Annotated in this window: 26 protein-coding genes, 1 tRNA gene and 2 pseudogenes; 19 read left to right on the forward strand and 10 right to left on the reverse strand. The window is 65.8% G+C overall.

The annotated features are described in order from the left end of the window. Positions 1 to 2 precede the first annotated feature (2 nt). From M5I08_RS00775 to M5I08_RS00795, 5 genes are all read right to left on the reverse strand, one after another. Positions 3 to 2,219 (reverse strand): SpoIIE family protein phosphatase, encoded by a 2,217-nt coding sequence (locus M5I08_RS00775; protein ID WP_219066497.1) that lies wholly within the window; start codon positions 2,217 to 2,219, stop codon positions 3 to 5. Between the two features lie 100 nt (positions 2,220 to 2,319). Then, positions 2,320 to 3,009, reverse strand: a complete 690-nt coding sequence (locus M5I08_RS00780; protein WP_219066496.1) for a SpoIIE family protein phosphatase — start codon at positions 3,007 to 3,009, stop codon at positions 2,320 to 2,322. Beyond that, the gene (locus tag M5I08_RS00785; protein WP_219066495.1) at positions 3,002 to 3,412 is read right to left on the reverse strand and encodes an anti-sigma regulatory factor; all 411 of its coding nucleotides are present in this window, start codon (positions 3,410 to 3,412) and stop codon (positions 3,002 to 3,004) included. Before M5I08_RS00785 ends, M5I08_RS00780 begins: the two co-directional genes overlap by 8 nt. Continuing rightward, positions 3,402 to 3,788 carry an STAS domain-containing protein gene (locus tag M5I08_RS00790; RefSeq protein ID WP_219066494.1) on the reverse strand — a complete coding sequence of 129 codons (387 nt, stop codon included), beginning with the start codon at positions 3,786 to 3,788 and terminating at the stop codon, positions 3,402 to 3,404. The genes M5I08_RS00785 and M5I08_RS00790 overlap by 11 nt, the downstream gene beginning before the upstream one ends. A gap of 34 nt (positions 3,789 to 3,822) precedes the next feature. After that, complete coding sequence (locus M5I08_RS00795; RefSeq protein ID WP_219066493.1) at positions 3,823 to 4,728, reverse strand: STAS domain-containing protein; 906 nt, start codon at positions 4,726 to 4,728, stop codon at positions 3,823 to 3,825. 163 nt (positions 4,729 to 4,891) lie between these two features. Here M5I08_RS00795 and M5I08_RS00800 point away from each other — a divergent pair, with 163 nt between their 5' ends. After that, positions 4,892 to 5,257, forward strand: a complete 366-nt coding sequence (locus tag M5I08_RS00800) for an STAS domain-containing protein (protein WP_219066492.1) — start codon at positions 4,892 to 4,894, stop codon at positions 5,255 to 5,257. Positions 5,258 to 5,431: 174 nt separating this feature from the next. On the opposite strand, the pseudogene M5I08_RS00805 reads toward M5I08_RS00800, so the two are convergent. Then, a pseudogene (locus M5I08_RS00805) lies at positions 5,432 to 5,938 on the reverse strand (phosphotransferase family protein); the annotation flags it as partial. A gap of 188 nt (positions 5,939 to 6,126) precedes the next feature. Here M5I08_RS00805 and M5I08_RS00810 point away from each other — a divergent pair. The 7 genes from M5I08_RS00810 (at position 6,127) to M5I08_RS00840 (ending at position 10,938) form a co-directional block, all read left to right on the forward strand. Beyond that, on the forward strand, positions 6,127 to 6,540 hold the full coding sequence (locus M5I08_RS00810) for an MmcQ/YjbR family DNA-binding protein (RefSeq protein WP_219066491.1): 414 nt from the start codon (positions 6,127 to 6,129) through the stop codon (positions 6,538 to 6,540). Between the two features lie 46 nt (positions 6,541 to 6,586). Then, positions 6,587 to 7,516 carry a class I SAM-dependent methyltransferase gene (locus M5I08_RS00815; protein WP_219066490.1) on the forward strand — a complete coding sequence of 310 codons (930 nt, stop codon included), beginning with the start codon at positions 6,587 to 6,589 and terminating at the stop codon, positions 7,514 to 7,516. A 513-nt stretch (positions 7,517 to 8,029) separates the two neighbouring features. Continuing rightward, positions 8,030 to 8,278 carry a hypothetical protein gene (locus tag M5I08_RS00820; protein WP_219066489.1) on the forward strand — a complete coding sequence of 83 codons (249 nt, stop codon included), beginning with the start codon at positions 8,030 to 8,032 and terminating at the stop codon, positions 8,276 to 8,278. Continuing rightward, on the forward strand, positions 8,278 to 8,436 hold the full coding sequence (locus M5I08_RS00825; protein WP_219066488.1) for a DUF6131 family protein: 159 nt from the start codon (positions 8,278 to 8,280) through the stop codon (positions 8,434 to 8,436). Before M5I08_RS00820 ends, M5I08_RS00825 begins: the two co-directional genes overlap by 1 nt. Positions 8,437 to 8,483: 47 nt before the next feature. Then, positions 8,484 to 8,729: a hypothetical protein gene (locus M5I08_RS00830; protein WP_249763466.1), complete on the forward strand. Its 246-nt coding sequence runs from the start codon at positions 8,484 to 8,486 to the stop codon at positions 8,727 to 8,729. Positions 8,730 to 8,761: 32 nt separating this feature from the next. Continuing rightward, a complete protein-coding gene (locus tag M5I08_RS00835; protein ID WP_219069858.1) occupies positions 8,762 to 9,466 on the forward strand; it encodes a response regulator transcription factor in 705 nt (234 codons plus the stop codon). Positions 9,467 to 9,468: 2 nt separating this feature from the next. Then, entirely contained in the window at positions 9,469 to 10,938 is a 1,470-nt protein-coding gene (locus M5I08_RS00840) for a sensor histidine kinase (protein ID WP_219069843.1), read from the forward strand. A 33-nt stretch (positions 10,939 to 10,971) separates the two neighbouring features. Here the strand turns inward: M5I08_RS00840 and M5I08_RS00845 are convergent, their stop codons facing one another. After that, positions 10,972 to 11,487 (reverse strand): lipoprotein LpqH, encoded by a 516-nt coding sequence (locus M5I08_RS00845; RefSeq protein ID WP_219069856.1) that lies wholly within the window; start codon positions 11,485 to 11,487, stop codon positions 10,972 to 10,974. Between the two features lie 188 nt (positions 11,488 to 11,675). Between M5I08_RS00845 and M5I08_RS00850 the strand changes: the two are divergent. After that, positions 11,676 to 12,106: pseudogene (locus M5I08_RS00850) on the forward strand (histidine phosphatase family protein). After that, positions 12,103 to 13,140: a phosphotransferase family protein gene (locus M5I08_RS00855; RefSeq protein ID WP_219069841.1), complete on the forward strand. Its 1,038-nt coding sequence runs from the start codon at positions 12,103 to 12,105 to the stop codon at positions 13,138 to 13,140. The pseudogene M5I08_RS00850 and the gene M5I08_RS00855 overlap by 4 nt, the downstream one beginning before the upstream one ends. A 121-nt stretch (positions 13,141 to 13,261) precedes the next feature. Here M5I08_RS00855 and M5I08_RS00860 read toward each other — a convergent pair whose 3' ends face one another. Continuing rightward, entirely contained in the window at positions 13,262 to 13,600 is a 339-nt protein-coding gene (locus M5I08_RS00860; protein ID WP_219069839.1) for a LapA family protein, read from the reverse strand. A gap of 103 nt (positions 13,601 to 13,703) precedes the next feature. Here M5I08_RS00860 and M5I08_RS00865 point away from each other — a divergent pair, with 103 nt between their 5' ends. From M5I08_RS00865 to M5I08_RS00885, 5 genes are all read left to right on the forward strand, one after another. Then, the gene (locus tag M5I08_RS00865) at positions 13,704 to 14,645 is read left to right on the forward strand and encodes an ABC transporter substrate-binding protein (protein ID WP_219069854.1); all 942 of its coding nucleotides are present in this window, start codon (positions 13,704 to 13,706) and stop codon (positions 14,643 to 14,645) included. 3 nt (positions 14,646 to 14,648) lie between these two features. After that, positions 14,649 to 15,743 (forward strand): ABC transporter ATP-binding protein, encoded by a 1,095-nt coding sequence (locus tag M5I08_RS00870; RefSeq protein WP_219069837.1) that lies wholly within the window; start codon positions 14,649 to 14,651, stop codon positions 15,741 to 15,743. 2 nt (positions 15,744 to 15,745) lie between these two features. After that, a complete protein-coding gene (locus M5I08_RS00875) occupies positions 15,746 to 16,429 on the forward strand; it encodes an ABC transporter permease (RefSeq protein ID WP_219069835.1) in 684 nt (227 codons plus the stop codon). Next, complete coding sequence (locus tag M5I08_RS00880) at positions 16,426 to 17,166, forward strand: ABC transporter permease (protein WP_219069833.1); 741 nt, start codon at positions 16,426 to 16,428, stop codon at positions 17,164 to 17,166. The genes M5I08_RS00875 and M5I08_RS00880 overlap by 4 nt, the downstream gene beginning before the upstream one ends. A gap of 74 nt (positions 17,167 to 17,240) precedes the next feature. Next, a complete protein-coding gene (locus M5I08_RS00885; protein ID WP_249763452.1) occupies positions 17,241 to 17,768 on the forward strand; it encodes a putative glycolipid-binding domain-containing protein in 528 nt (175 codons plus the stop codon). On the opposite strand, the gene M5I08_RS00890 is transcribed toward M5I08_RS00885, so the two are convergent. Then, on the reverse strand, positions 17,731 to 18,675 hold the full coding sequence (locus M5I08_RS00890; protein WP_219069851.1) for a prephenate dehydrogenase: 945 nt from the start codon (positions 18,673 to 18,675) through the stop codon (positions 17,731 to 17,733). The genes M5I08_RS00885 and M5I08_RS00890 overlap by 38 nt on opposite strands. A 120-nt stretch (positions 18,676 to 18,795) precedes the next feature. Between M5I08_RS00890 and M5I08_RS00895 the strand changes: the two genes are divergently transcribed. From M5I08_RS00895 to M5I08_RS00905, 3 genes are all read left to right on the forward strand, one after another. Next, the gene (locus M5I08_RS00895; RefSeq protein WP_219069831.1) at positions 18,796 to 19,308 is read left to right on the forward strand and encodes a tRNA adenosine deaminase-associated protein; all 513 of its coding nucleotides are present in this window, start codon (positions 18,796 to 18,798) and stop codon (positions 19,306 to 19,308) included. Continuing rightward, the gene (locus tag M5I08_RS00900; RefSeq protein ID WP_219069849.1) at positions 19,308 to 19,820 is read left to right on the forward strand and encodes a nucleoside deaminase; all 513 of its coding nucleotides are present in this window, start codon (positions 19,308 to 19,310) and stop codon (positions 19,818 to 19,820) included. Before M5I08_RS00895 ends, M5I08_RS00900 begins: the two co-directional genes overlap by 1 nt. Before the next feature lie 29 nt (positions 19,821 to 19,849). Then, positions 19,850 to 19,940: transfer RNA gene (locus tag M5I08_RS00905), tRNA-Ser, on the forward strand. Positions 19,941 to 20,020: 80 nt separating this feature from the next. On the opposite strand, the gene M5I08_RS00910 is transcribed toward M5I08_RS00905, so the two are convergent. Beyond that, positions 20,021 to 20,974, reverse strand: a complete 954-nt coding sequence (locus tag M5I08_RS00910) for an MEDS domain-containing protein (RefSeq protein ID WP_219069829.1) — start codon at positions 20,972 to 20,974, stop codon at positions 20,021 to 20,023. Between the two features lie 494 nt (positions 20,975 to 21,468). On the opposite strand from M5I08_RS00910, the gene M5I08_RS00915 reads away from it, so the two are divergent. Beyond that, positions 21,469 to 22,866 carry a DUF7159 family protein gene (locus tag M5I08_RS00915; protein WP_370328548.1) on the forward strand — a complete coding sequence of 466 codons (1,398 nt, stop codon included), beginning with the start codon at positions 21,469 to 21,471 and terminating at the stop codon, positions 22,864 to 22,866. The last annotated feature ends 77 nt before the right edge of the window (positions 22,867 to 22,943 follow it).

The following is a 22,943-nucleotide window of genomic DNA, read 5'->3' on the forward strand; positions in this document are numbered from 1 at the left end:
CGTCAGGAGGCCGCCTCAGGCACATTGAAACTCATGCTCACCGTGGTTCCCGAAGGGGTGCAGTCCATCTCGAGCCAGTCGCTGACCGTCCGGATCAGCACCAGTCCGCGTCCGCGGAGGCCGGGGTCGGCCGGCGCTGCTTTCCACGAACCTTTGTCGATGACCCGCACGTGCACTCGGGCACCGTCGTTTTCACCTTCGATCTCAACCTTGCCCGGCCTATGGCCGCGGTAGGCGTGCTCGACGCTGTTAGCGGCCGCCTCGTTGACCGCCAAAACGATGTCGGCGGCCATCCCGTCGGGAATCGCGGCGGCTTGCAGCCATGCAGCCAGCTGATGTCGGGCGCCACTTAATTGCTCGGCCGCTGCGGGTTTCACAATCTTCAGCGGGGCGTAAGGGTGCCGGTAGACGACGAGCGCGATGTCATCGTCGTATCCGGTTGGCGGTGCCAGCTCGCGCAGGACCGCGTCCGCGACGCGGTCGACGGGCAGATGCATCCCGCCGGCCACAGTAGCACTGACCCGCGCAAGCCCGTCGTCGATTGTCGCGTCGCGCCGCTCAACCAATCCGTCGGTGTAGAGCATCAAAGTCGAGCCCGACGGGAGAACCACCGACGATTGTGGGCGAAGGTCCTTGCGGCGCACGGCCAGCGGTACCGAGCGAGCGTCAGAGAGCAGGACCGGCTCGGACTGAGGTGCAGCCAGCAGAGCCGGTAGGTGGCCGGCGCAGCTATAACGGAATTCAGCGGATTCGGTGTTCAGGATCGCGAGAAAGACCGTGGTGCAGAAGGCGTCCGGGATCAGCTCGGCTACGGCGTCAAGGTCTTCGAGCAGCTTCGCGGGCTCAGCGCCGGTGAGCAGCAGCGCCCGCGCGGAGCTGCGAAGCTGACCCATCACCGCGGCGGCTGAAAGGCCGCTTCCCACACAGTCTCCGACGATGATGCCGATCCGATGATCATCGACCCGCAATACGTCGTACCAGTCGCCGCCGATCTCCAGGGGCGGGACCGCGGGTTCGTAGCGAACCGCGAAGCCCGGCGGAAGCTCGGTCGGCGCCAGCATCGCGTGCTGCAACGTCAGCGATGTTTCGCGTGCGGACTCAAACTGGCGCACGTGCTGGATTGCCAACCCCAGATGACCGGCGAGCACGGTGGCCAGCAGCCGATCCTCGGCGCTCACCCGGCGTGGCGCCCGCAGTTCCAGCCACAATCCGACATCCCCACCGCCGGTGAGCACCGCGACGATTCCGTGTGCCATGCCCGAGTTGTCCGGGGATTCGATCGGCTGGACGGTGAGTGGTAACTGATGACGGGCCTGCTGAAATATCTGCCGCAGCGCGGGATCCAGTTGGCGCCACGGCAGCGTGGCGCTTTCTCCGGCCACCTGAATCGTCGGGTCGCCGCCGTCGTTCGTCGGCCACACGGCGGCCACCACCCGATGTACATCGAGCGCGTTGCGACACTCATCGAGGGTGATTGCCAGCACTTCGGCCATGCTTTTGGCGACGCCAACCGCGGTGGCCAGGCGTAGCACCGCGTTTTCCCGTGCCGCGAAGGCGCGTTCGGCGGTGATGTCGCGCATCGTCCCGACGTACACGTCGTGATCGGCGACGTGTGTCGTCACCCGGTTGATAGTGACCGCCACCCACTCCAGGCGACTGTCTCGATGGCGGATCGCCGTCTCGTAGTGGACTTGGTTCTCCTGATTGAGACGCGATTGTTGTAACAGCGCCGCCTTCTTGTCCACCAACCACGGATGCGGCCACCGGTACGGGACGCCGTGGGCCGGGTAGCCGGTGATCTTGGCGAAAGCGTCGTTGACCTCCGTGACGGCTCCTTCGTGGTTGGCAACGAAGAATCCCTCCTGCAGCGAATTCACCAATGCGTCGCGGAACTCGTCGCGATCGGCAAGGTCTTCGGCTCGGGCCCGCTGTTGCTCGTAACGCTTTGTCCCGTCGAGGAATCCGCGGGTCGCGACGTCGAGTGGGGCCAGCGTCTGCAGTAGGAAGGCCAGAGCTGCCGGTCGGTCGAAGTACGGATCCTGCGCGAGCTCGTCGACCAGTTGGAAATGGTTCTCGATGATGCCCAGCGTGCTGATGCGCATCTGCAAGGCCAGGCGTCCGAGTTCGTGGCCGAAGGCGAGCTCTTCCTCGCCACGCTCCTGCAGGTAGGTGCGCAGGGCTGCGGCGTACCTGGCATGGAAGTCGCCCGGCTCAGTCATAAGCGCCGCTCCTCCTCATCGCTGTGCTCTGCATCGTCGTCGGCGCGGTCATAAGCGCCGCTCCTCCTCATCGCTGTGCTCTGCATCGTCGTCGGCGCGGTCATAAGCGCCGCTCCTCCTCATCGCTGTGCTCTGCATCGTCGTCGGCGCGGTCATAAGCGCCCGTTGCTGAAGCGCCTCGGTGTCGTGCAGCGAGCACCAGCGCGTCATCGTTTTCTTTGGCGTAGTTGTGCAGAATATGATCGACGATCGCCAAAGGCGATGCGGCGAAATCGATGTCGTCCAGATGGCCGTCGACGATGCCGTCGCTGGCGATCACCAACAGATCGCCGGGCCGGACCGAGACGTGCTGTGGTGTCAGCGTTTCGGGTATGCGGTAGCCGACGATGCCGCCGATAAGGCGCGCGGAAGACCGCACCTCGACGCCGGCAGGGTGTTTGGCGACGAGGTCGGCTGTGACATTGCCGACGCCGATCCAACTGAGCGTACCGGCCTGAAAATCGAGGTGCGCCAACGTCATCGCTACACCCCTGGTGCCCGAGAGGGCATGGTGACAGCGCTTTACCAGGACGTCGAGCGGCTCGGCACGAGCAGCCCGGAGCACCTCCACGCCGCGCTGCGACGCCTCGGCGGCGTCCGCGCCGTGGCCGAGACCGTCCAGCACACCGAGGAGCGCGCCGGCTTGGTTCACGTCGACCGCGATCAATCGGTCGCCGCATATGTTTTCACCCGGCCGCGCCCGCGCCTTGGCCGCCCATTCGATCGGACCCAACCAACCGTGCTCAGCCATTGTGCGGAATCCACTTCCACATCTCGATAACCGTCCCCTGGCCCGGGGCGGATTCTATGGTCAAGCGGTCCATCAACCGACGCGCCCCGGGTAGGCCGAGGCCTAGGCCGCGCCCGGTCGAAAAGCCGTCCTCCATGGCGCGTTCGACGTTGGCGATGCCCGGACCGTCGTCCTCGGCACGCACTACCAGCGCCTGCTTGCCCTCGCGATCTTGCACCCCAACCCGAATCGATCCGTAGCCAGCATAGCTGGTGATATTGCGGGCGACTTCCGAGATCGCCGTGGCGATCATCGTGACATCGGTCAGCGAGAAACCGAGCTTGCGGGCCAACTGATGGCCCGCTTGACGTGCCGCGACGATGTCGTCCGGGTTGCCGACATCGACAATGACATCATCCGCCACCGTCGACTCCGATCGATTTACCCAGTCCCAGTTGTCTATTCAGCAGCGCCAGCCCCTCTTCGAGATCCAGCGCCGTATACATATCGTCGAACATCAGCCCCAGTTGGACCATCGCGAATGCCACCTCAGGCTGCAGTCCCACGATCACGGTGTCCGCGCCGCGTAGCCGGGTCATATGCGCAATCGTGCGCAGCGACCGGGCGGCGAATGAGTCCATCACGTCGATAGCGGTGACGTCGACGATGATGCCCTGTGCGCGAAAGCGGCTGACCCGCTCCATGAGGTCATAGCGCAGCCGCTCGGTGTCGGAGTCGGTCAACGCCGCCTGCACGGTGGCAATGAGGATCGGGCCCTGCTTCAGGATCGGTACCGGCATGGCGCGCTCGGGTCAGTTCTCGGCGAAGTACCGGTTATCCGACCGTCTCGCCGGTGCGGGTGACCTCGTAGCCCAGCAGACGTTCGGCTTCCTCGATTCCGCCCTGCAGGTCGCCGACGGCGTTCATCTTGGAAAGATCCAGGCCGATCGTCACCAGGGTGAGCGCGATCTCCGACGACAGGCCGGTGATGATGACGCTGGCGCCCATCAGGCCAGACGCGTCGACGGTCTGCACCAGGTGGTTGGCCACCGTGGAGTCGATGGTGGGCACACCGGTGATGTCGATGACGACGACCTTGGCCCGGTTGGCGCGAATAGCTCGCAACAGTTGCTCGGTGAGCTGCCGGGCCCGCTGATTATCGAGGACGCCGATGATCGGCAAGATCAGCAACTGCTCGCGCACCTGCAGCACCGGCGTGGACAGCTCGCGGATGGCCTCTTGCTGCTGCCGGATGATGCGCTCGCGTTCCTGCACGAAGCCGACGGCGACGGTGTTGGCGATCCGGTTGGCGGCCGGCTCATAAGCGTCGAGCACTCGGTTGAGTAAGTCGAAGTCCGTCTGGTACTTCTCGAACAGCGAACGCGCTAACACGTCGCGGAGCAGCAACACGATGCCGACGACCTCGTTGGTCTCGACGCCACGCGGAATGATGCGCTCGGACAAGTCTCGTGCGTAATCCTGCAGCGCCTCGACGCTACCGGTCTCGAGCACCTCGACGTAGCTGTCGTACACCGTGGTTGCCTCGGAGAAGATCTCCTCCGGCGACATCGCGGTGAGCAATTCGGCTTCGGTGATTCGGCGGGCCCATTCCTCGCGCAAGGCAGTTCGGTTGTGGCGTAAGTGCTGCACTAGCTGTGGGAGCAGCAAACCCTCACCCGAGATCGACGGCGTCGGATTGACGACGCTCGTTCCCGACAAATCAATCGTCTGGTCCGACATCAGACCTCCCGGCGTGCCGCAGGTGCGCAGAATTCCCGTGCCAAGATTAGCCGAGCCTCGCCGGACGAGGAGTTGAAGTAGTATTTCTGCCAGTTTGCGGCGGCGGCACCGGGTCGGCACCAGATCCGCCAGGCGCAATCGGACTGTCGATTAAGGATGGCCGTTGCCAGCTGCGGATCCGATCACCAGTTCCCTCGTTCACCGCGAAGGGGTGGCCGTGGTCAGCATCGGCGGTGAAATCGATTTGAGCACCGCGCCGGCGTTTGAAGCGGCGATTGCCGGAGCGCTTGACGACGATCCGCCGGTTCTGGTTATCGAGCTGTCCGAAGTGAGCTTCATGGCATCGATCGGCCTGCGCATCCTGGTGGCCACTCAGGAAAAGGCCAGCAAATCTGTTCAGGTCGCGATAGTGGCCAACAATCCGGCGACGAGCAGACCGATGGAGTTGACCGGCCTCGACAAAGTCCTCTGCGTGTATCCGACGCTGGACGACGCGTTGACCGCGATGGGTGCCGGGCCTACGGACTAGACCGAGCGCAGCGCCCGGCGGGCGTCAGCCTTGCCCACGTTCCAACATGCCGACCGCATCGCGCGTCGACATTGCCGGAGAGCGATTTCGTCCGCGGGCATGAAACTCGCGCCTCGATCAAGCGGTTTCCATCAGCTCACACGTCTGCTCGAACAGACTCACCGTGGCCGCATGCAGTAGGTCGCCGATCATGCACATCTCCCAGTCGACGATTGCGACGACCTGCGGACCGGTCCGGGAGAACGTCGCATTGGCGGCGTGGTAATCGCCGTGTATGACGCCCGGCGCCCACACCGACGGCCGGCGTTGTTCGAGCCAATTGGCAACATCGTCAACCCCGGGAATGTCGGGCCCGGGTAGTTTTCCAATGCTCGATACGATTCCAATTCCGAAAGCCAGCGTGGCACCTGGCGTTGCAGGAAACCCTCCGGCTTGCCGAAATCGCCGGGCCCGACCGCGCGGTAGTCGACGGCCCCCAGCTTGGCCAGGGCATCAGCCATCGACAGCCCCATCTGGAACCACACCGCCGGGTCGCCGGCATGCAGCGCAGGCAACTCCTCGCCCGCGTCGCACTACATCCGGCCGACCCGATCGAGTGAACCCCAACATGATGCTCTGCGTCCCGCCGCTGATTTTGCAAACATCTTCCAGCGGGCCGTCGCCCAAGCCTTGCCGCGACATCCACTCGGCCACGGCGTTCAGGGCTGCTAGGTCCTCCACGATGCAGAAGCTACCGTCTGCAAAGATCGCGCAATGGCGCCACGGGTGATTGCGGGTTGGCCCCCGATCATGACTCAAACTGCGAGATACCCGAGGGCAGCCGCAAAAGTGTTCGGCGATACCGATTTTTACGGCCCGTCGCGACGCTGATGACAGACCAGCCCGCCCAGCTGGGCGACGTCCACGAGATCGCCGCCGCCATGCCGTATGCGCGGCGAATCGAAGGACCGAAGGGCAATGCGATCTACCAGGTGGGTGGCAAGTCGTTCGTGTTCTTTCGCACCCCGCAACCCGATGCCGTCGACCCCGATACCGGGGAACGCCTCGACGACGTGATCATGATCTGGGTCGAATCCGAGAGCGAGAAATTGGCGCTGGTGCAGGACCCGGATTCGCCGTTTTTCACCACCGCTCGATTCGAGGACTATCCGTCGGTGCTGATACGGGCCAGCAGGTTAGCCGAGGTCAGCAGAACGGAACTGGCCGAGCTGATTCAAGATGGCTGGCGCTCACGCGCATCGAAGCGTCGTGCGGCACAGTGGATCGCGGCGAACCGTCGGTAGCCTAGGGTGAAATGCCGCGCAACCGCTGGCGATGGGAGGAATGACGATGCCGCGGACCGATAACGATTACTGGGACATCACCGAAAGTGTGGGGTCGACGGCGCTTGGAGTTGCCGCGGCACGCGCCGCCGAAACCGACAGCGAGAACCCGCTCATCCGTGATCCTTTCGCGCGGGCATTTCTGGAGGCGGCCGGCGAGGGCATGTGGACTCTGATGGCCGATCCCGACAAGTCGGCCAAGCTGACGGATGACGCCGATCTGCTGGCCCAGCTGCAGGTGATGATCGACTTCATGGCCGTGCGCACAGCGTTTTTCGACGAGTACTTCCTCAATGCGGCCGCATCCGGTGTTCGACAGGTGGTGATCCTGGCAGCCGGCTTGGATGCGCGCGCGTGGCGGCTGCCTTGGCCCGACGGAACCACTGTCTACGAGCTCGATCAGGCCAGAGTCCTGGATTTCAAATCGACCACCTTGGGGCGCCGCGGCGCACAGCCGACGGCGAGGCTGGTGAGCGTCGCGGTCGACCTGCGGCAGGACTGGCCAACGGCCTTGCGGCAGGCGGGATTTGACCGATCTCAGCCGACCGCATGGTCGGCGGAGGGTCTGCTGCGGTATCTGCCTGCCCAGGCCCAGGACCTGCTGTTCGAGCGCATCCTGACGTTGAGTCCGTCCGGTAGTTGGCTGGCCACCAACGCACCGGCGGAGAGCGCACTGGAACCCGAACGGTTGGCCCGCCAGCGTGAACAATCGCAGCGCTTGCGCGCCGCCGCAGCCCAGGCGCTCGACACCGAGGTGCCCGAGCTTGAAGACCTGTGGTACCCCGAGGAACGTACCGACGTGACGGAATGGCTGCGCGATCGCGGTTGGGACGCGTCGGCGATCACGATGGGCGAGATGCTGGCCCGATATGGCCGCAATGTTCCCGCCGACGACATCCTGCCGCCAACCGTGTTCGTATCTGCGCAACGGCGATAACGAGGCCCCTGGCGCGCAACGGATTTGGATGCTCTGCAGAGTAAGTACTGGTCTCGATCCGCCAAGCGACGGGTAGGCAGCCTTTTCAGGACCAGCGGAGGAGATACCACGCGCACTCTGGGTTAGAGCATGAACCGCCCGCGCCGCAGACTCCCGAACCGGCGACGCCGGCCGAGCCGCCGGAACGGTTGACACCCGCCGAGGAACCGGAACGGGTCATGCCGGCGCCGCAGGAGCCGCCGGATTAGGCCGCAGGAGCCGCCGGATTAGGGCGCAACGTCGGCCAACCTGATCCGTCCCGCCCCAGGGACGGGCAGGCGAGTGGGCATCCCGATTGGATGCGGCTGCAAACGGTTGCGATCAGGTGCAACAGCGCCATGCAACTATCTTGGCCCATTCGCGAACGTGAGATAGCTGTCGCGCAGGTTTAGCGGCGGTTATTGGTCACGTTTGGAATTCGACCGGCTGGGGTATGTAACTCGCACAGAATCGTGTGAACCGACGGAGGTCACGGTGCGATATGGTGGCGCGGTAAGCGCGATTGTGCTGGTCTGGCTGCTGATCGGGGTCTTGGCGGCCTGGCAGCGCGACTACTTCCAATCGGGCGACACCAGTTGCGCGACAGCGGGAACCATTGCGCTGACGGTGATTGCCGGGCCGCTGAATTACGCCGGCGTCAACCCGCGAGTGCACTGCGATTTGCCCCAGCCCAGTTCGATGCCCGCGGTCGACCTCGAACGCCTGCTCGGAATGGAGGCGTAATGATTGCGCTCGGCGTCATTTTGATCATCTTGGCGTTGGTATTAAAAACTGTTCATTGGTTATTCACGCTCGGTGTCATTTTGCTGGTTATCGGTGCAGTGTTCTGGCTACTGGGCAGAGTGGGCCGGCCGGTCGCCGGCCGTCGCTATTGGTACTGACGCGGTCAGCGGAAAACCCCTACCGAAACAACTAAAAGGGAGTCGTCATGGTCATCCTCGGAATCGTCTTGCTCGTCGTCGGTTATGTGCTGCCACTGCCGGTCCTGATCACCGTCGGGTGGATTCTGGTGGTCGTCGGTGCGGTCCTGTGGATCCTTGGCGCCGTGGCCGGCCGGTGGCCGGCCGACGATACTGGTTCTGACGTCCAACGCACCAGCCTGGGCTGCTCACGGCCGGCACATAGGATCGGCACAGCAGCGCCTCATCGCGCCGGGCATACTTTGAAGCTGTGAGCCAACCGCACGCGCCGGTCGAACGCGTCGTTATGCGCCGCGCGGACGGGAATCCGATCAACGTGCTGGTGGTCGACGACGAAGCCGTGCTCGCCGAGATGGTGTCGATGGCGCTGCGCTACGAAGGCTGGAACATTGCTACCGCCGGCGACGGAGCCTCGGCGTTGGAATCGGCCCGGACACAGCGGCCCGACGTGGTCGTCCTGGACGTAATGTTGCCCGACATGAGCGGGCTCGACGTCTTGAGGAAGCTGCGGGCAGGAAATCCACAGCTGCCCGTGCTGCTGTTGACGGCAAAGGATGCGGTGGAAGACCGCATCGCCGGCCTCACCGCCGGCGGCGACGACTACGTCACCAAACCGTTCAGCCTCGAAGAGGTGGTGTTACGGTTGCGCGCGTTGCTGCGGCGCACCGGGGTGACAACCGAGGATAGCGGTGCCCAGCTCGTCGTCGGTGACCTGGTGCTCAACGAGGACAGCCACGAAGTGACCCGTGCCGGTGACCCAATCTCATTGACGTCCACCGAGTTCGAGTTGCTGCGCTTCATGATGCGCAATTCCAGGCGGGTACTGAGCAAGGCGCAGATCTTGGACCGGGTATGGAGTTACGACTTCGGCGGCCGGTCGAACATCGTCGAGCTGTACATCTCGTATCTGCGCAAGAAAATCGACAACGGGCGCGAGCCCATGATCCACACGCTTCGTGGCGCAGGTTACGTGCTCAAGCCCGCCCGCTAGCCATGGGACGGACGTGGTCGCTGCGGCTACGGTTGTTGATCGGGCAAGTCGTGGTGCTCGCCATCGTGTGCGTTGGGATCGGTGGGGTGACCGAGTTGGCGTTGTACCGATATCTGGTGGGCCAGCTCGACACTCAGCTGCTTGACGCCTCGCAGCGCTCGGTGCGGATATTCGGTGAGCCGCCCTCTGCGCCGTGGCGGCATCACCTACGGCCATTCCCGCGACCGGGCCCGGGGCCGGTCTTCCTGGATGCTCCGGGCCAGCCGGTGGGCATGCTCGCGGCCGCGATCGGCAACGGCGGGTCGATCGAGGCCGGATACCTGACCACCGCAGGCGCCCGGGCCGCGTTGACCGACGACGCCAAGGCCCAGCTGGCCGCGGTCCCAGTCAACCGCACGCCGGTCACCCGAGATATCAAAGGGCTGGGGCGGTATCGCGTCATTGCCGCGCCGGTCCGCCGCAGCGGCGACATCGTCATCACCGGCCTGTCGCTGTCCACCGTCGACGCCACGATGATCCGGGTCCTGCTGGTCTTCGCGGTGGTCATCGTGATCGCCGTGGCGGCCGCCACGGCGGCGGGCATCGTGATCATCCGGCGAGCGCTGGCGCCGCTGCGCCGCGTCGCGCAGACCGCCGGGGAGGTCGTCGATTTGCCGTTGGACCGCGGCGAAGTTGCGCTGCCGGTGCGGGTGCTCGCCGACGACGCCAACCCGCGCACCGAGGTAGGGCAGCTGGGTTCGGCGGTGAACCGGATGCTCGACCACATCGCGGCCGCATTGTCGACGCGGCAGGCCAGCGAGACGCGGGTGCGCCAATTCGTCGCCGACGCCAGCCACGAACTACGCACGCCGCTGGCGGCGATCCGCGGTTACACCGAGTTGGCGCAGCGGATGCGCGAGGACAGCGACGCGGTGGCGCATGCGATGAAACGCGTGGAATCCGAAACCGAGCGGATGACCCACCTCGTCGAGGACCTGCTGCTGCTTGCCCGCTTGGACTCCGGGCGACCGCTGGAACGCGAATCGGTGGATCTGTCCCGGGTGGCCGTCGACGCGGTCAGTGACGCGCACGTCGCCGGGCCGGATCACCAGTGGGAGCTGGACTTACCCAAGGAGCCGGTGATGGTCTGCGGTGATGCCGCCCGGCTGCATCAGGTAGTGGCCAACCTGCTGGCCAACGCCCGCGTCCACACCGGCGCGGGGACCGTGGTGACCACCCGATTGGCCTCCGACGCGACACATGCCGTGCTGAGCGTGATCGACGACGGGCCGGGAATCCCGGAGCAGTTGCAGTCGGAGGTCTTCGAGCGGTTCGCCCGCGGTGACACGTCCCGATCCCGTAAGGGCGGCGGCGCCGGCCTGGGGTTGGCGATCGTCACGGCGGTGGTCAAAGCCCATCACGGCGCGCTCACGTTGGACAGCGCGCCGGGCCACACCGACTTCACGGTGCGATTGCCGCTGGCTGCGGATTAACGCAACGACTGCGACGCCAGGGGGGCGTCGCCGTCATCTGTGTGTTATCGAATGGCCCTCGGGACAGGTGACATCCATCTCGAAGGACTTGTTCACCGGCTGCATCGAGTCAGACATATCCACCCCGGTCGCTGTCCCGGAGATCTTGTACTTACTGCCGTCCTTGGTCGCGCTGGCGTTACCTTGACCAGTGCCCGGCGTGTAGCCCAGCGTGACCCCATTGACGGTGCCGACTCCGACCGACTCAACCGCGGGCGGGCTGGCATCAGTAAGTACGGCGCCAATGCCGGTGGACACCCGACCGATGGTGATGTTGACATTGCCGGCCGCCGCGGTGCAGGCGACGCTGCCCTGGACGTTCTGGTCTTTGCCGTCGATGCTGACTTTCGCCGCGGATGAGCCGCTCGAACCGGCCGCCGCGGCGCTGGTTTGACTCGGCGACGAGCCGCTACCGCTGGTCGATGATTTGTTGCTCGAACTCGAACATCCGGATAAACCTACGGCCACAATCGCCGTCGCTGCTGCAGCGACCGTAACTGAACGCTTCACTCGGGCCCTTTCGCCGTCGTGGCGGTCCACAGGAACTTCATAGGCCGTTTTGGCAGTGCGCAGCCTGGCCGAACGACGGGCATCGGGTCCGCTAAAAATTTGCTTCAGCGTTCACATCCTCACGCCGTGACGACGGACTTCGCCGTGAGATCGCGTCCAGGGCTGTGGTTTTCGGGAGTAGCACGACCATGACGGCAACCTCGTCGAATCAAGCGGGCCCCGTTCGCATCCAGCCAGCGGCCCAGCGCGCCTGCACCCACAATCTGCACGCTCCAATCTCTGCACGCAGAATAGTATTCTCCGCTCAGATGACAAGGGCGGTGCAGACCGCAGAACCGGTGGCCGCCGCGCGCGGTCTGGCAGTCGAGACCGACGATCGCTTCGCCGAATACGACCGCGACCTGGCGCGCTACATCCCGATCGGGCACATCCGCGACGAGAACCCGCAAGAGTGGGCCCGGATGGCGGCGGGGCGTTTCCGATCGACTACGCCTCGGTGACCCGGCTGCTGTTCTCCCGGTCCGGTCGAGCGAGCGTGGCGAGCGTCAACGGCACCGAGCACGTGTGGGACCTGCTACCGCGCAACCAGCGTGCCCGGGGTGATAAACAGGTCCGGTGACGTCCTCGCCTGACGGGCTTGACCTGGGAGCGCTGGATGGCTACCTGCGCTCGGCCGGCATCGGCCGTGAGGGGAAGCTGCGCGCGCAGCTGATCTCCGGCGGTCGCTCAAACCTGACGTTCCTGGTCACCGACGACTCGTCGAAGTGGGTGCTGCGACGCCCGCCGCTACACGGGTTGACGCCGTCGGCGCACGACATGGCGCGCGAGTACAAAGTCGTCGCGGCGCTGGCCGAGACCGCGGTACCGGTGGCTCGGGCGGTGGCACTGTGCGACGACGACTCGGTGCTCGGGGCGCCGTTCCAGATGGTCGAATACGTTGCCGGGCAGGTGGTCCGCAGCCGCGCCGAACTCGAGGCCATGGGCGATGAACAGGTCATCGAAGGCTGCGTCGACGCGCTGATCCGAGTGCTGGCCGACCTGCATGCCGTCGAGCCGGCTGCCGTCGGGCTCGCCGACTTCGGCAAACCGAGCGGGTATCTGGAACGCCAGGTCCGCCGCTGGGGTTCGCAATGGCAACTCGTGCGCCGCTCCGATGACGACCGCGACCCCGACGTGCAGCGGCTGTACTCCGCGCTGCAAGAGGCGGTTCCACCGCAGAGCCGCACATCGATCGTGCACGGCGACTACCGCATCGACAACACCATCCTGGACGCCGAGGATCCCCGGCAGGTGCGGGCCGTCGTGGACTGGGAGCTCTCCACACTCGGCGACCCGCTCAGCGACGCGGCGCTGATGTGCGTCTACCGCGATCCGTCGCTGGACCTGATCTTGGGCGCGCACGCCGCCTGGACGTCGCCGCAATTGCCGGTCGCCGACGAGCTCGCACACCGGTACTCGGTGATTTCCGGACAGCCGTTGGTGCACTGGAACTTCTATATGGCGTTGGCCTACTTCAAGTTGGCCATCATCGCCGCGGGCATCGATTTCCGCAGGCGCATGTCGGGCGGCGCCGACGACGTCGACGCATCCTATCGGGTCGGGGAAACCGTCGCGCCGCTGATCGCTCGTGGCCTGACGGAGCTGCAGAACTGAAGATATCTGCCGCACCTGCGCGAGCTGGGGGCAGCTCCCGCTCGCGAGCGTGCGTGTTTGTCCACCGACACGCCGATGCGAACGGCATTCTGTGCACGCTCGCCGAGAAAGGCGCCCGTGCTCAGCGGCCGACCGCGAGATTCTTCTTGGCTGCCCGCCGCAACTGGTAAATCCGTGCCGTCCCGGCCAGCACGGTGATCAGCCCGCCGCACACGGCTGCCAGCAGAATCGCCACCCCAAGCGGCAGGCTCCAACGCCAGCCGAGGAAGGCGAACTGCGCCGACGCGGTGTTCTGGGCGATGAAGATCAACAGCACGATCAGGATCAAAAAGCCGGCGGTCAGCGACGTCCATACGCTGGCCGTCCGGGTGAACTTCACCGCCGATTCCGGCGGCGACGCCCTGTCTTGGGCCGGTGCGGGTACGGGTTGATCGGGCGATACAGGCGAATCGCTGCTCATGGTTTTCTATCTTGCCCTTTGTCGCACGCAATGAAACGAAACCGCGCCGGAAACTCGCCGCGGGGCCAACCGATGCCGCGGGGGAAAGATAATGTCGATTGCTATGGGCATGCTGCGACGGCGTGGGTACTGCGCGGTTGCGTGGCTTGCGGTCTTAGGTGTTGTTCTCGCAGGGTGCGGCAGCTCGAATCCGCTCGGCGGGGCGTCAGGAAATTTGAACTCGATCGTGGTCGGATCCGCTGGCTTTCCGGAATCCGAGATAGTCGCCGAGATCTATGCACAAGCGTTGCAGACCAACGGTTTCAACGTCGGGCGGCGGTTGGGGATCGGCAGCCGTGAAACCTATGTCCCTGCGCTGAAAGACCGTTCGATCGACTTGGTGCCCGAGTACATCGGCAACCTGCTGCTGTACTTCGAGCGGAATGCGACAGTGACCGCGCTGGACGCCGTCGAGTTGGAACTTTACAAACGGCTGCCCGGCGACTTGTCGATTTTGACGCCCTCGCCAGCGGCGGACACCGACACGGTCACCGTCACCGCCGACACCGCGGCCAAGTGGAACCTCAAGACAATCGCTGATCTGGCGGCGCATTCACCAGAGGTGAAGTTCGCGGCGCCGTCGGACTTTCAAGCTCGCTCGTCGGGTCTGGTCGGGCTGCGGCAGAGATACGGACTCGACATCGCGCCCGGTAACTTCGTCGCGATCAGCGACGGCGGCGGCGCGGTCACCGTTCGCGCACTCGTTGACGCTACGGTCAACGCCGCCGACATCTTCAGCACCTCGCCGGCGATCATGCAGAACCATCTGGTCGTGCTCGACGATCCGAAATGCAATTTCCTGGCCGGTAACATTGTCCCGCTGGTGAATTCGCAGAAGAAATCCGATCGGCTCAAAAACGTGCTGGACGCGGTGTCAGCCAAAATGACGAGCCGCGGCTTGGCCGAGCTCAACGCCTCGGTGTCGGGCAACTCCGGCATGGACCCCGACCAGGTGGCTCGGAACTGGTCGCGGGATAATGGCTTCGACCATCCGATCACAAGCTGACACTTGATCAGCTTCGAGGACGTCTACCAGGTCTACGCGGACGGCACCGTCGCGGTCGATAACCTGAACCTGGAAGTCCCCGAAGGCACGCTGACCGTTTTCGTCGGGCCCTCCGGCTGCGGCAAAACCACGTCGATGCGGATGATCAACCGGATGGTCGAGCCGACATCGGGCACCGTGAAAGTCGCCGGCGCCGACGTCGCGGGCGTCGATCCGGTGCAATTGCGCCTCGGCATCGGCTACGTGATCCAAGGCGCCGGTCTGATGCCCCACCAACGGGTGATCGACAACGTGGCGACGGTCCCGGTACTCAAAGGCCAATCGCGCCGGGCCGCCCGCACGGCCGCCTACGGGGTATTGGAGCGGGTCGGGCTGGATGCCAAGCTGGCCGGCCGCTATCCCGCGCAGCTCTCCGGCGGCGAGCAGCAGCGGGTTGGGGTGGCCAGGGCGCTGGCCGCCGATCCGCCGATTCTGCTGATGGACGAACCATTTTCGGCTGTGGACTCGATAGTGCGCCATGAGCTGCAGGGCGAAATATTGCGCCTGCAGGCCGAATTGCATAAAACCATCGTGTTCGTCACGCATGACATCGACGAGGCCGTCCGGCTCGCCGACCGGGTCGCGGTATTCGGTCCGGGCGGTTCGCTGCAGCAGTATGAGGAGCCGGGGCGGCTGCTGTCGCGGCCGGCCAACGATTTCGTGTCGAGGATGATCGGCGCCGGTCGCGGCTATCGATGCTTGCAGTTCTTGGACGCGACACAACTGCCGGTGCGCGGCATCGACCAGGTTGCCGAGTCGGCCATTGCAGACGCCCAACTTCGCGACACCTGGACATTGGTGGTTAAAGCCGATGGCGCGCCACTGGGTTGGATCGACGCCAGCGGCGTGGCCAAGCACCGCAGCGGGGCGTCGTTGCGCGACAGCGTCACGTCGGTCGGTTCGCTGTTCCGCCCGGGCGCCAACCTCAGCCAGGCACTGGACGCCGCGTTGTCGTCGCCGGCAACGATCGGCGTGGCCGTCGACACGGCGGGCAAGGTCATCGGGGGAGTGCACGCCGGCGACGTGCTGGCGATGGTGGAATCCCAACGGCAGGGCTAGGCGTGCACTACCTGGTCACTCACCTCCCGGCGGCGTGGACGTTGACCGTGACCCACCTACGGCTGTCGCTGCTGCCGGTGCTGGCCGGGCTGGCGATCGCGCTGCCGTGGGGCGTGCTGGTGCGGCGGGCAGCCGTACTGCGACGACTGACCACGGTGACCGCCAGTGTGGTGTTCACCATCCCGTCGCTGGCCCTGTTCGTGATGTTGCCGCTGATCATTCCGACCCGGGTCGTCGACGAGGCCAATGTCATTGTCGCGCTGACGCTATACACCACGGCGCTGATGGTGCGGGCGGTTTTCGAGGCGCTGGACGCGGTTCCGGCGCAGGTGCTTGACGCTGCCAGCGCGGTCGGGTACAGGCCGATCATGCGACTGCTCAAAGTCGAACTGCCACTGTCGATTCCGTTGCTAGTCGCCGGACTGCGAGTGGTGGTGGTGACCAACATCTCGATGGTTTCGGTGGGCGCGGTGATCGGCATCGGCGGCCTGGGCACCTGGTTCACCGAGGGCTACCAGGCGAACAAGAGCGACCAGATCGTCGCGGGGATCATCGCGATCCTGGTGCTCGCGTTTGTCGTCGACGTGCTGATCATGCTGGCCGGATGGGCGGCGACGCCGTGGAACCGCGCCTCGCGGCCGGGCCGCCGACTACTTACTGCTCCGGTGGTGGGGGGGTCGCGATGAGCTTCATCGAACAGGCAGTTTCCTACCTGCTTACCGCGAGCAACTGGTCGGGTCCGGTGGGTCTGGCGGCGCGCACCTTCGAGCACCTGCAGTACACCGTAGCCGCGGTAGCGGTTTCAGCACTGATCGCCGTCCCGGTCGGCATGATCGTCGGCCATACCGGCCGCGGCGCCCTGGTGGTGGTGAGTCTGGTCAACGCGTTGCGCGCGCTGCCGACCTTAGGTGTGCTGCTGTTGGCCGTACTCCTATGGGGGCTGGGCCTGGTGCCACCGGTTGTGGCCTTGATGCTGCTAGGCATCCCGCCGCTGCTGGCCGGCACGTATGCCGGTATTGCCGCCGTGGACCGCACTGTCGTCGACGCCGCCCGGTCGATGGGTATGGGGGAACTGCGAGTGTTATTGCGGGTCGAGGTGCCCAACGCGCTGCCGCTGATGTTGGGCGGGCTGCGCACCGCGACGCTGCAGGTGGTCGCCACCGCGACGGTGGCCGCCTACGCCAGCTTGGGCGGTCTGGGTCGATATTTGATCGACGGGATCAATGCGCGCCAGTTCCACATCGCGCTGGTCGGTGCGCTGATGGTGGCCGCGCTGGCGCTGCTCCTTGACGCCGCGCTGGCGTTTGCGATCTGGGTCTCGGTGCCCGGCGCCGGTCGCCTGCGACGGAAGCCACCGGACGGCGCAGGCGTGACGGGGCCCGCCTCGAAATCACCGGGGCGGTCGCTTAACGTAGACCCGTGAGCCCAGACCCAACGGAAGCGACGTCGAACTCATGGTCGACGATTTTGACCTGGCGCGCGCACGACGCCAGGCGGATGGAGTCGGTACGGGTGCAGTTGTCCGGCAAGCGATTAAAGGCCAATGGGCGCATCGTGGCCGCCGCCGCAGAGACCAATCCCGCGTTCGCCGCCTACTACGATTTGCAGACCGACGGGACGGGCGCGACCAAGCGGCTCGGGATGACGGTCACGCTGACCGAGCGGGAACGGCAGCTCGCGGTCGCCCGCGATGAGGAAAACATGTGGCTGGTCACCGACCATCAGGGCGAGTCTCGAGCGGCTTTTGACGGCGCTGTTGACGTCGATGTGGTCTTCAGCCCGTTCTTCAACTCGCTGCCGATTCGGCGCTGCGGTTTGATGGGCCGAGCCGACTCGATCACGGTGCCGACGATTTACGTGAGGCTGCCCGAAATGTCGATCACCTCGGCGATGGTCAGCTACAGCAGTTCCGGGCCGGAAACCGCCGACGGGATCAAGGTGCACTCGCCGGTGTCCGAGGTGACGCTGACCGTCGACCAGGACGGATTCATCGTGGATTATCCAGGCTTGGCAGAACGGATCTGATCACACCGCCGGCGCGACCCGCAGCTGCCAGCTCTTCACGCCACTGGCTGGCGCCGACGAACACGGTGACGATCTCCGGCCGCGAAAAACTGTCGTAGCGGGTGCGGGCGGCGTGCCCGGCGTCGACAAGCTCGGCAACGGAATTGTCGTGCGCCAGCGACTCTCGCGCACCGCAAAGCACTTCGATGGCCCGGTCCACCATCGGCAGCAGTTGTCCCGCGTTGGCTTCGCACATCGCCCGTACCAGATCCGGCGGGCTGGCCGCCACCCGCGTACCGTCCCGGAACGACCCCGCTGCTAGTGCAAAGGCCAGCGAAATTTCCGAAGCAGTGACCGCCAGCACTTCGGCGAGCAGATGCGGCAGATGCGAGATAGCGGCCGCGGCAGCGTCGTGTTCGTCGGATCTGGCGGGCACCACCACCGATCCGCAGTCCAGCGCCAGCTCCAACACCATTGACCAGATCGCGGGGTCGACGTGGTCGTCCACGCTGAGCACCCACGGGGCGCCGGTGAACAGCCGAGCGTGGCCGGCGGCCCAGCCCGAGTGGGCGGTGCCGGTCATCGGATGCCCGCCGACGAAGCGCTCCCGCAGACCCGCGCCGGTCACCTCGTCGAGCACCGCGCTTTTGACGCTGGTCACGTCGGTTAGCGGACAGTCGGGGGCCGACTCGCTGATATGGGTCAGCATGAAAGGCAACGCCGGCATCGGCACCGCGACAACGATCAGAGCGCCGACGTCGGCGGCGCGGGTCAGCGCCTCGGTGATGTCGGTCGTGGCGTCGAAGCCGTCGAACCGGGCCGCCTGGACCCCTTCGACCGAGCGGTTGTATCCGAACGCCTCGCGGCCGGTGGCCGTCGCCGCACGCAGTAGCGAACCCCCGATCAGCCCCAGACCCAGCACGCACACCGGTGTTTTCGCCACCCCATTAGGTTGGCACATTCGCCGAGGAGACCTGACGCCCGATAGGAGCCGACGCGATGTCGATCTGCTGGTCAACGCGCTCCAGCGGGACTAGCGTAGGCGCCCATGGGAGCACAGCGGGCTTCCGCACAGGCTGATAGGCCGGACGGGTTCGGCGTGGCCGTGGTGCGCGAAGACGGTAAATGGCACTGTTCTGCCATGCAGTCAAACGTGCTGACCAGCCTGTCTGCCGCGGAAACCGAACTGCGGGAGTTGCGCAGCGCCGGCGCGGTGTTCGGGCTGCTCGACATCGACGACGAGTTTTTCGTGATTGTGCGGCCGGCGCCCTCGGGCACCCGGCTGTTGCTCTCGGACGCGACCGCCGCACTGGATTACGACATCGCCGCCGAGGTGCTGGACAACCTGGACGCCGACATCGGTCCGGAGGATCTCGAGGACGCCGATCCGTTTGAGGAGGGCGATCTGGGATTGCTCTCCGATGTCGGGCTGCCGGAGGCGGTGCTGGGCGTCATTCTCGACGAGAGCGACCTGTATGCGGACGAGCAGTTGGGCCGCATCGCGCGGGAGATGGGCTTCGCTGAGGAACTGGCGGCGGTGCTCGAACGTCTGGGTCGGTGATCGCAAGCGCGGCGGAGCCGGGCGCAGCGGGTCGCCGCCGTGAGCCTGGGTCGGCGCGTTCGGATCAAGACCTGATCCGTGCCGCCCTGGCGGTTGCCGCTACCGCGGGCCCACGTGACGTCCCGGTGGGCGCGGTGGTCGTCGGCCCCGACGGAACCGAGCTCGCCCGCGCGGTCAATGCGCGCGAGGCACTCGGCGATCCGACCGCACACGCCGAGATCCTGGCCATCCGGGCTGCCGCCGGGGTACTCGGCGACGGGTGGCGGCTGACCGGAGCGACACTGGCGGTCACCGTCGAGCCGTGCACGATGTGCGCGGGCGCGCTGGTGATGGCGCGGGTCGACCGTGTGGTGTTCGGCGCCTGGGAGCCCAAGACCGGGGCGGTCGGCTCGCTGTGGGACGTGGTCCGCGACCGGCGGCTCAACCACCGTCCGGCCGTGCGCGGCGGGGTGCTGGCCGACGAATGCGCCGCGCTGCTGGAGAGTTTCTTCGCCCGCCAGCGATTGGGGTGAGCACGCCGGTGTTGGGTAGGCTGTGCGGCGGTGGCGTGTCCGAGCGGCCTAAGGAGCACGCCTCGAAAGCGTGTGACGGGTAACCCCCGTCCGAGGGTTCAAATCCCTCCGCCACCGCCAAATTTGTCGCGCTGTTTTTCCCGACGCGCTGACGGCGCTCGTGTTGCCGCATCGACAGGGCCGGTTGGCGCGGCACAGGATCACGCCGGGATGTCGACCCAGACCGTTTTGCCGCCTGCGTACACGTCGCAACCCCACTCCTCGGCGAGGCCCGCGACCAAAGCCATACCCCGCCCCGAGAGATCCTTCGGATCAGCGCGACGCGGCTGCGGGCGGGAGAGGTCGGCGTCCTCGACCGCCAGCCGCAGGCCAGACGGTGACCGCGACATAGCCACGCGAAAGGCGCTCTTGGCATGCACGACGGCGTTGGCGGCCAGCTCGGTCACAATCAGCGCCGCATCATCGCCGATGCGCGATAACCGCCAGCTCGTCAACGTGTCCAACGTGAAGTGACGTGCCGCCGGAACGGACGCGGCCACCGGGACGAATACGCTCGACGCGACAGCATCCGAGCGGATCAGCTGATCTGGCAGGTGAGCGAGTCCGAGCAACGCAACCTCGGAATGCAGTTCGCACACCGAATTCACCGCGGGCAGCGACCCACGGTCGAATGACGCGCTCGGATAGGCACACATTAAGAAGAATTGGCGGGCCGCCGCCAAGTCGTTCCACAACGATTCGAGGGCCAACGCTCCGGTCACATTGCCGTTGTCCCAGAGCACAGCAACCATTTCGCCATATACCCGCACCGGCCGGCCACCGCGCACAGCTGCGTCGACGAGCCCGCCGATGGTGGCGGCGAACAGCGCGGAATCCGGAGCGCCGCCTACCATGAACTTCTGCAAAGTGTCAGCCGAGTCGAGGATGACCAATGCCTGCGTGTCCAGCTGCCCGCCACCGCCGAGCGCAGCCATAAGCGCCGCGCGGTGCTCGGCGGTGGCCACAATCACGACGCTTTCGTGACGCGACAACCCTTGTTCGACAAAGTCCGCCAGCTCGGCGACCAGATGATCGTGGTCGGAGTAGACGTACGCGACGTGATGGTGCGGCGACCCCTGGCCAACCATCTCAACCGTTGAATTGCGTTGTGACATCGTCCTCACCGTCGTCCTCACCGTCGTCCTCACCGTCGTCCTAGGTCGCGATGGGATGCGCACTTTCGAGCCAGCCCATACCAGCCAGTCGCAGAAGATATTTCACCCACGTCGGCCTGACCGAACGATCTCGACGTTGTACCTTATCTCGGCCAGGCTCGGCCACGCTTCGGCGCGCGCCTCATTCAGCAATCCGCCACAATTTCCTGACTGAAAATATTCAGTTCGCCGCCAACGCTCACCGCGCTGCACATTCCTCTACCGCAAGGTGCGCCGTTGCTGCTTGGCTGGCCGCCATGCCGCAAGACTACGGCCCGGGCAGCCCCCTCGACGTCGACAACCAAGCGAAATTGGAACGAGGGCGGATGGAGCCAACGTTTCGCCACCGCCAAAGCTTGCCGCCGCGCAACCTTATCCACCGGTTACCCAGCGGGTAAGGTCGAACCATCAGGGTCGCCGGGTGCGGACGACCGCACAACTGCGTGGGAGGAGTTGTGGAGCTCGTACTCGGAATGTCGGTGGCACCATCGACAGTCCGCATGGTGCTGGTCGAAGGCGAAAACGCCGATGGTGCAATCGTCGACGAGGACGGCTTCGACGGTACCCGTGCCAATGACGAGAACCCGACGAGCCCGGCTGGAGCCGATCAGGTGATCGCGGCGATCCTGGGCACCCGAGAAAGCGCCAGCCAGGGTGGTCACCGCGTCGCATCGACGGGCGTGACCTGGACCGATCCGGTCGAAGCCGGGGCGTTGCGAGACCGGTTGGCCGCGCGCAAGGTCGAGAACGTCATGCTGGTCTCGTCCTTCCTCGCTGCGGCGGCGCTGGCGCAATCGGTCGGCGCTGCACTTGGGTACGACCACATCGGGTTACTGTATGTCGAGCCGGATAGCGCGACGTTGGCTGTCGTCGATACCGCTGACGGCTCTATCGTCGATGTGAGCCGAGAACTCCTGCCCGACGATGACGCTGACGCCGTGGCTGGGCTAACCGCGATGGCCTCCGGCGCCGATGCGCTCCAGACACGCCCGCAGGGCCTATTCGTGGTGGGCGGCCCTGGTGTTGACGTCGGGGTGATCAAGCCGCAGCTGGAGGCGGCTACCTCACTTGCGATCAGCGTGCCGGGCGAGCCGGAAACCGCGCTGGCCCGCGGGGCGGCGCTGGCGTCGGCGCATGCGCCGTTGTTCGACTCGTCCACCGCCGCCTTGGCCTACGCGCAGGATCCCGGCACCGGCGCTGTCGACCCGATCATCGAGCTGGTTAACGGTGTCGCCGTCGCCGGTGAGGCGGTCGACCACGACGCCACGGAAAACCAAGGGCTCGCCTACAGTGCCGACCCGGACGTAGAAGCCGCCGCATACACCGCCGTCGCAACCGATGAGCCGGCTGCCGATGACGCGACGATGTTCGGCGTGGCTGCCGCAGAGCAGACCGGGCATGACCGCAAACCGTTCCTGGTCGCTTTGGGCGTGTTGACGATCTTCGTGGTCGGTGTGGCGACGCTGGCGATAGCGCTGGCGCTGGACATCCGCCCGCACGTGAATGACCGGCCCAGCCTCGGCCAACGCGTCGTCGCGCCGGCCGAGCCGGCGCCACCACCGCCAAAAGCCCCACCGCCCGCGGCTCCTGCGCCCGCGCCTGCGGCTCCGGCACCTGCCCCCGCGGCTCCGCCGCCGCCGGCACTGCCCGCGTTACCCGCACCCGCTGCTCCGCCTGTGTTACCGCCGCCGATGCCCATCCCGGGGATCCCTGGCCCATTTGCTCCGGGACCGCCACTGCCCGGGCCGGGAATTCCGGGCCTCCCGGGCATCGGAGGCGGTCCGGGTTTCCACGGCGGCGGCCCGGGCCTGCCAGGCATCGGTGGTGGTATCCCAGGTATTCCGCACTTCTGATGCCTTGGCCTACCGAGTGATTGGCGTCCTCGGTCAACATTCGGTATGCGCCGATTCGGCCGAAGCCGTCACTTGTC

It is taken from the genome of Candidatus Mycobacterium methanotrophicum (assembly GCF_023515995.1).
GTDB classification, from domain to species: domain Bacteria; phylum Actinomycetota; class Actinomycetes; order Mycobacteriales; family Mycobacteriaceae; genus Mycobacterium; species Mycobacterium methanotrophicum.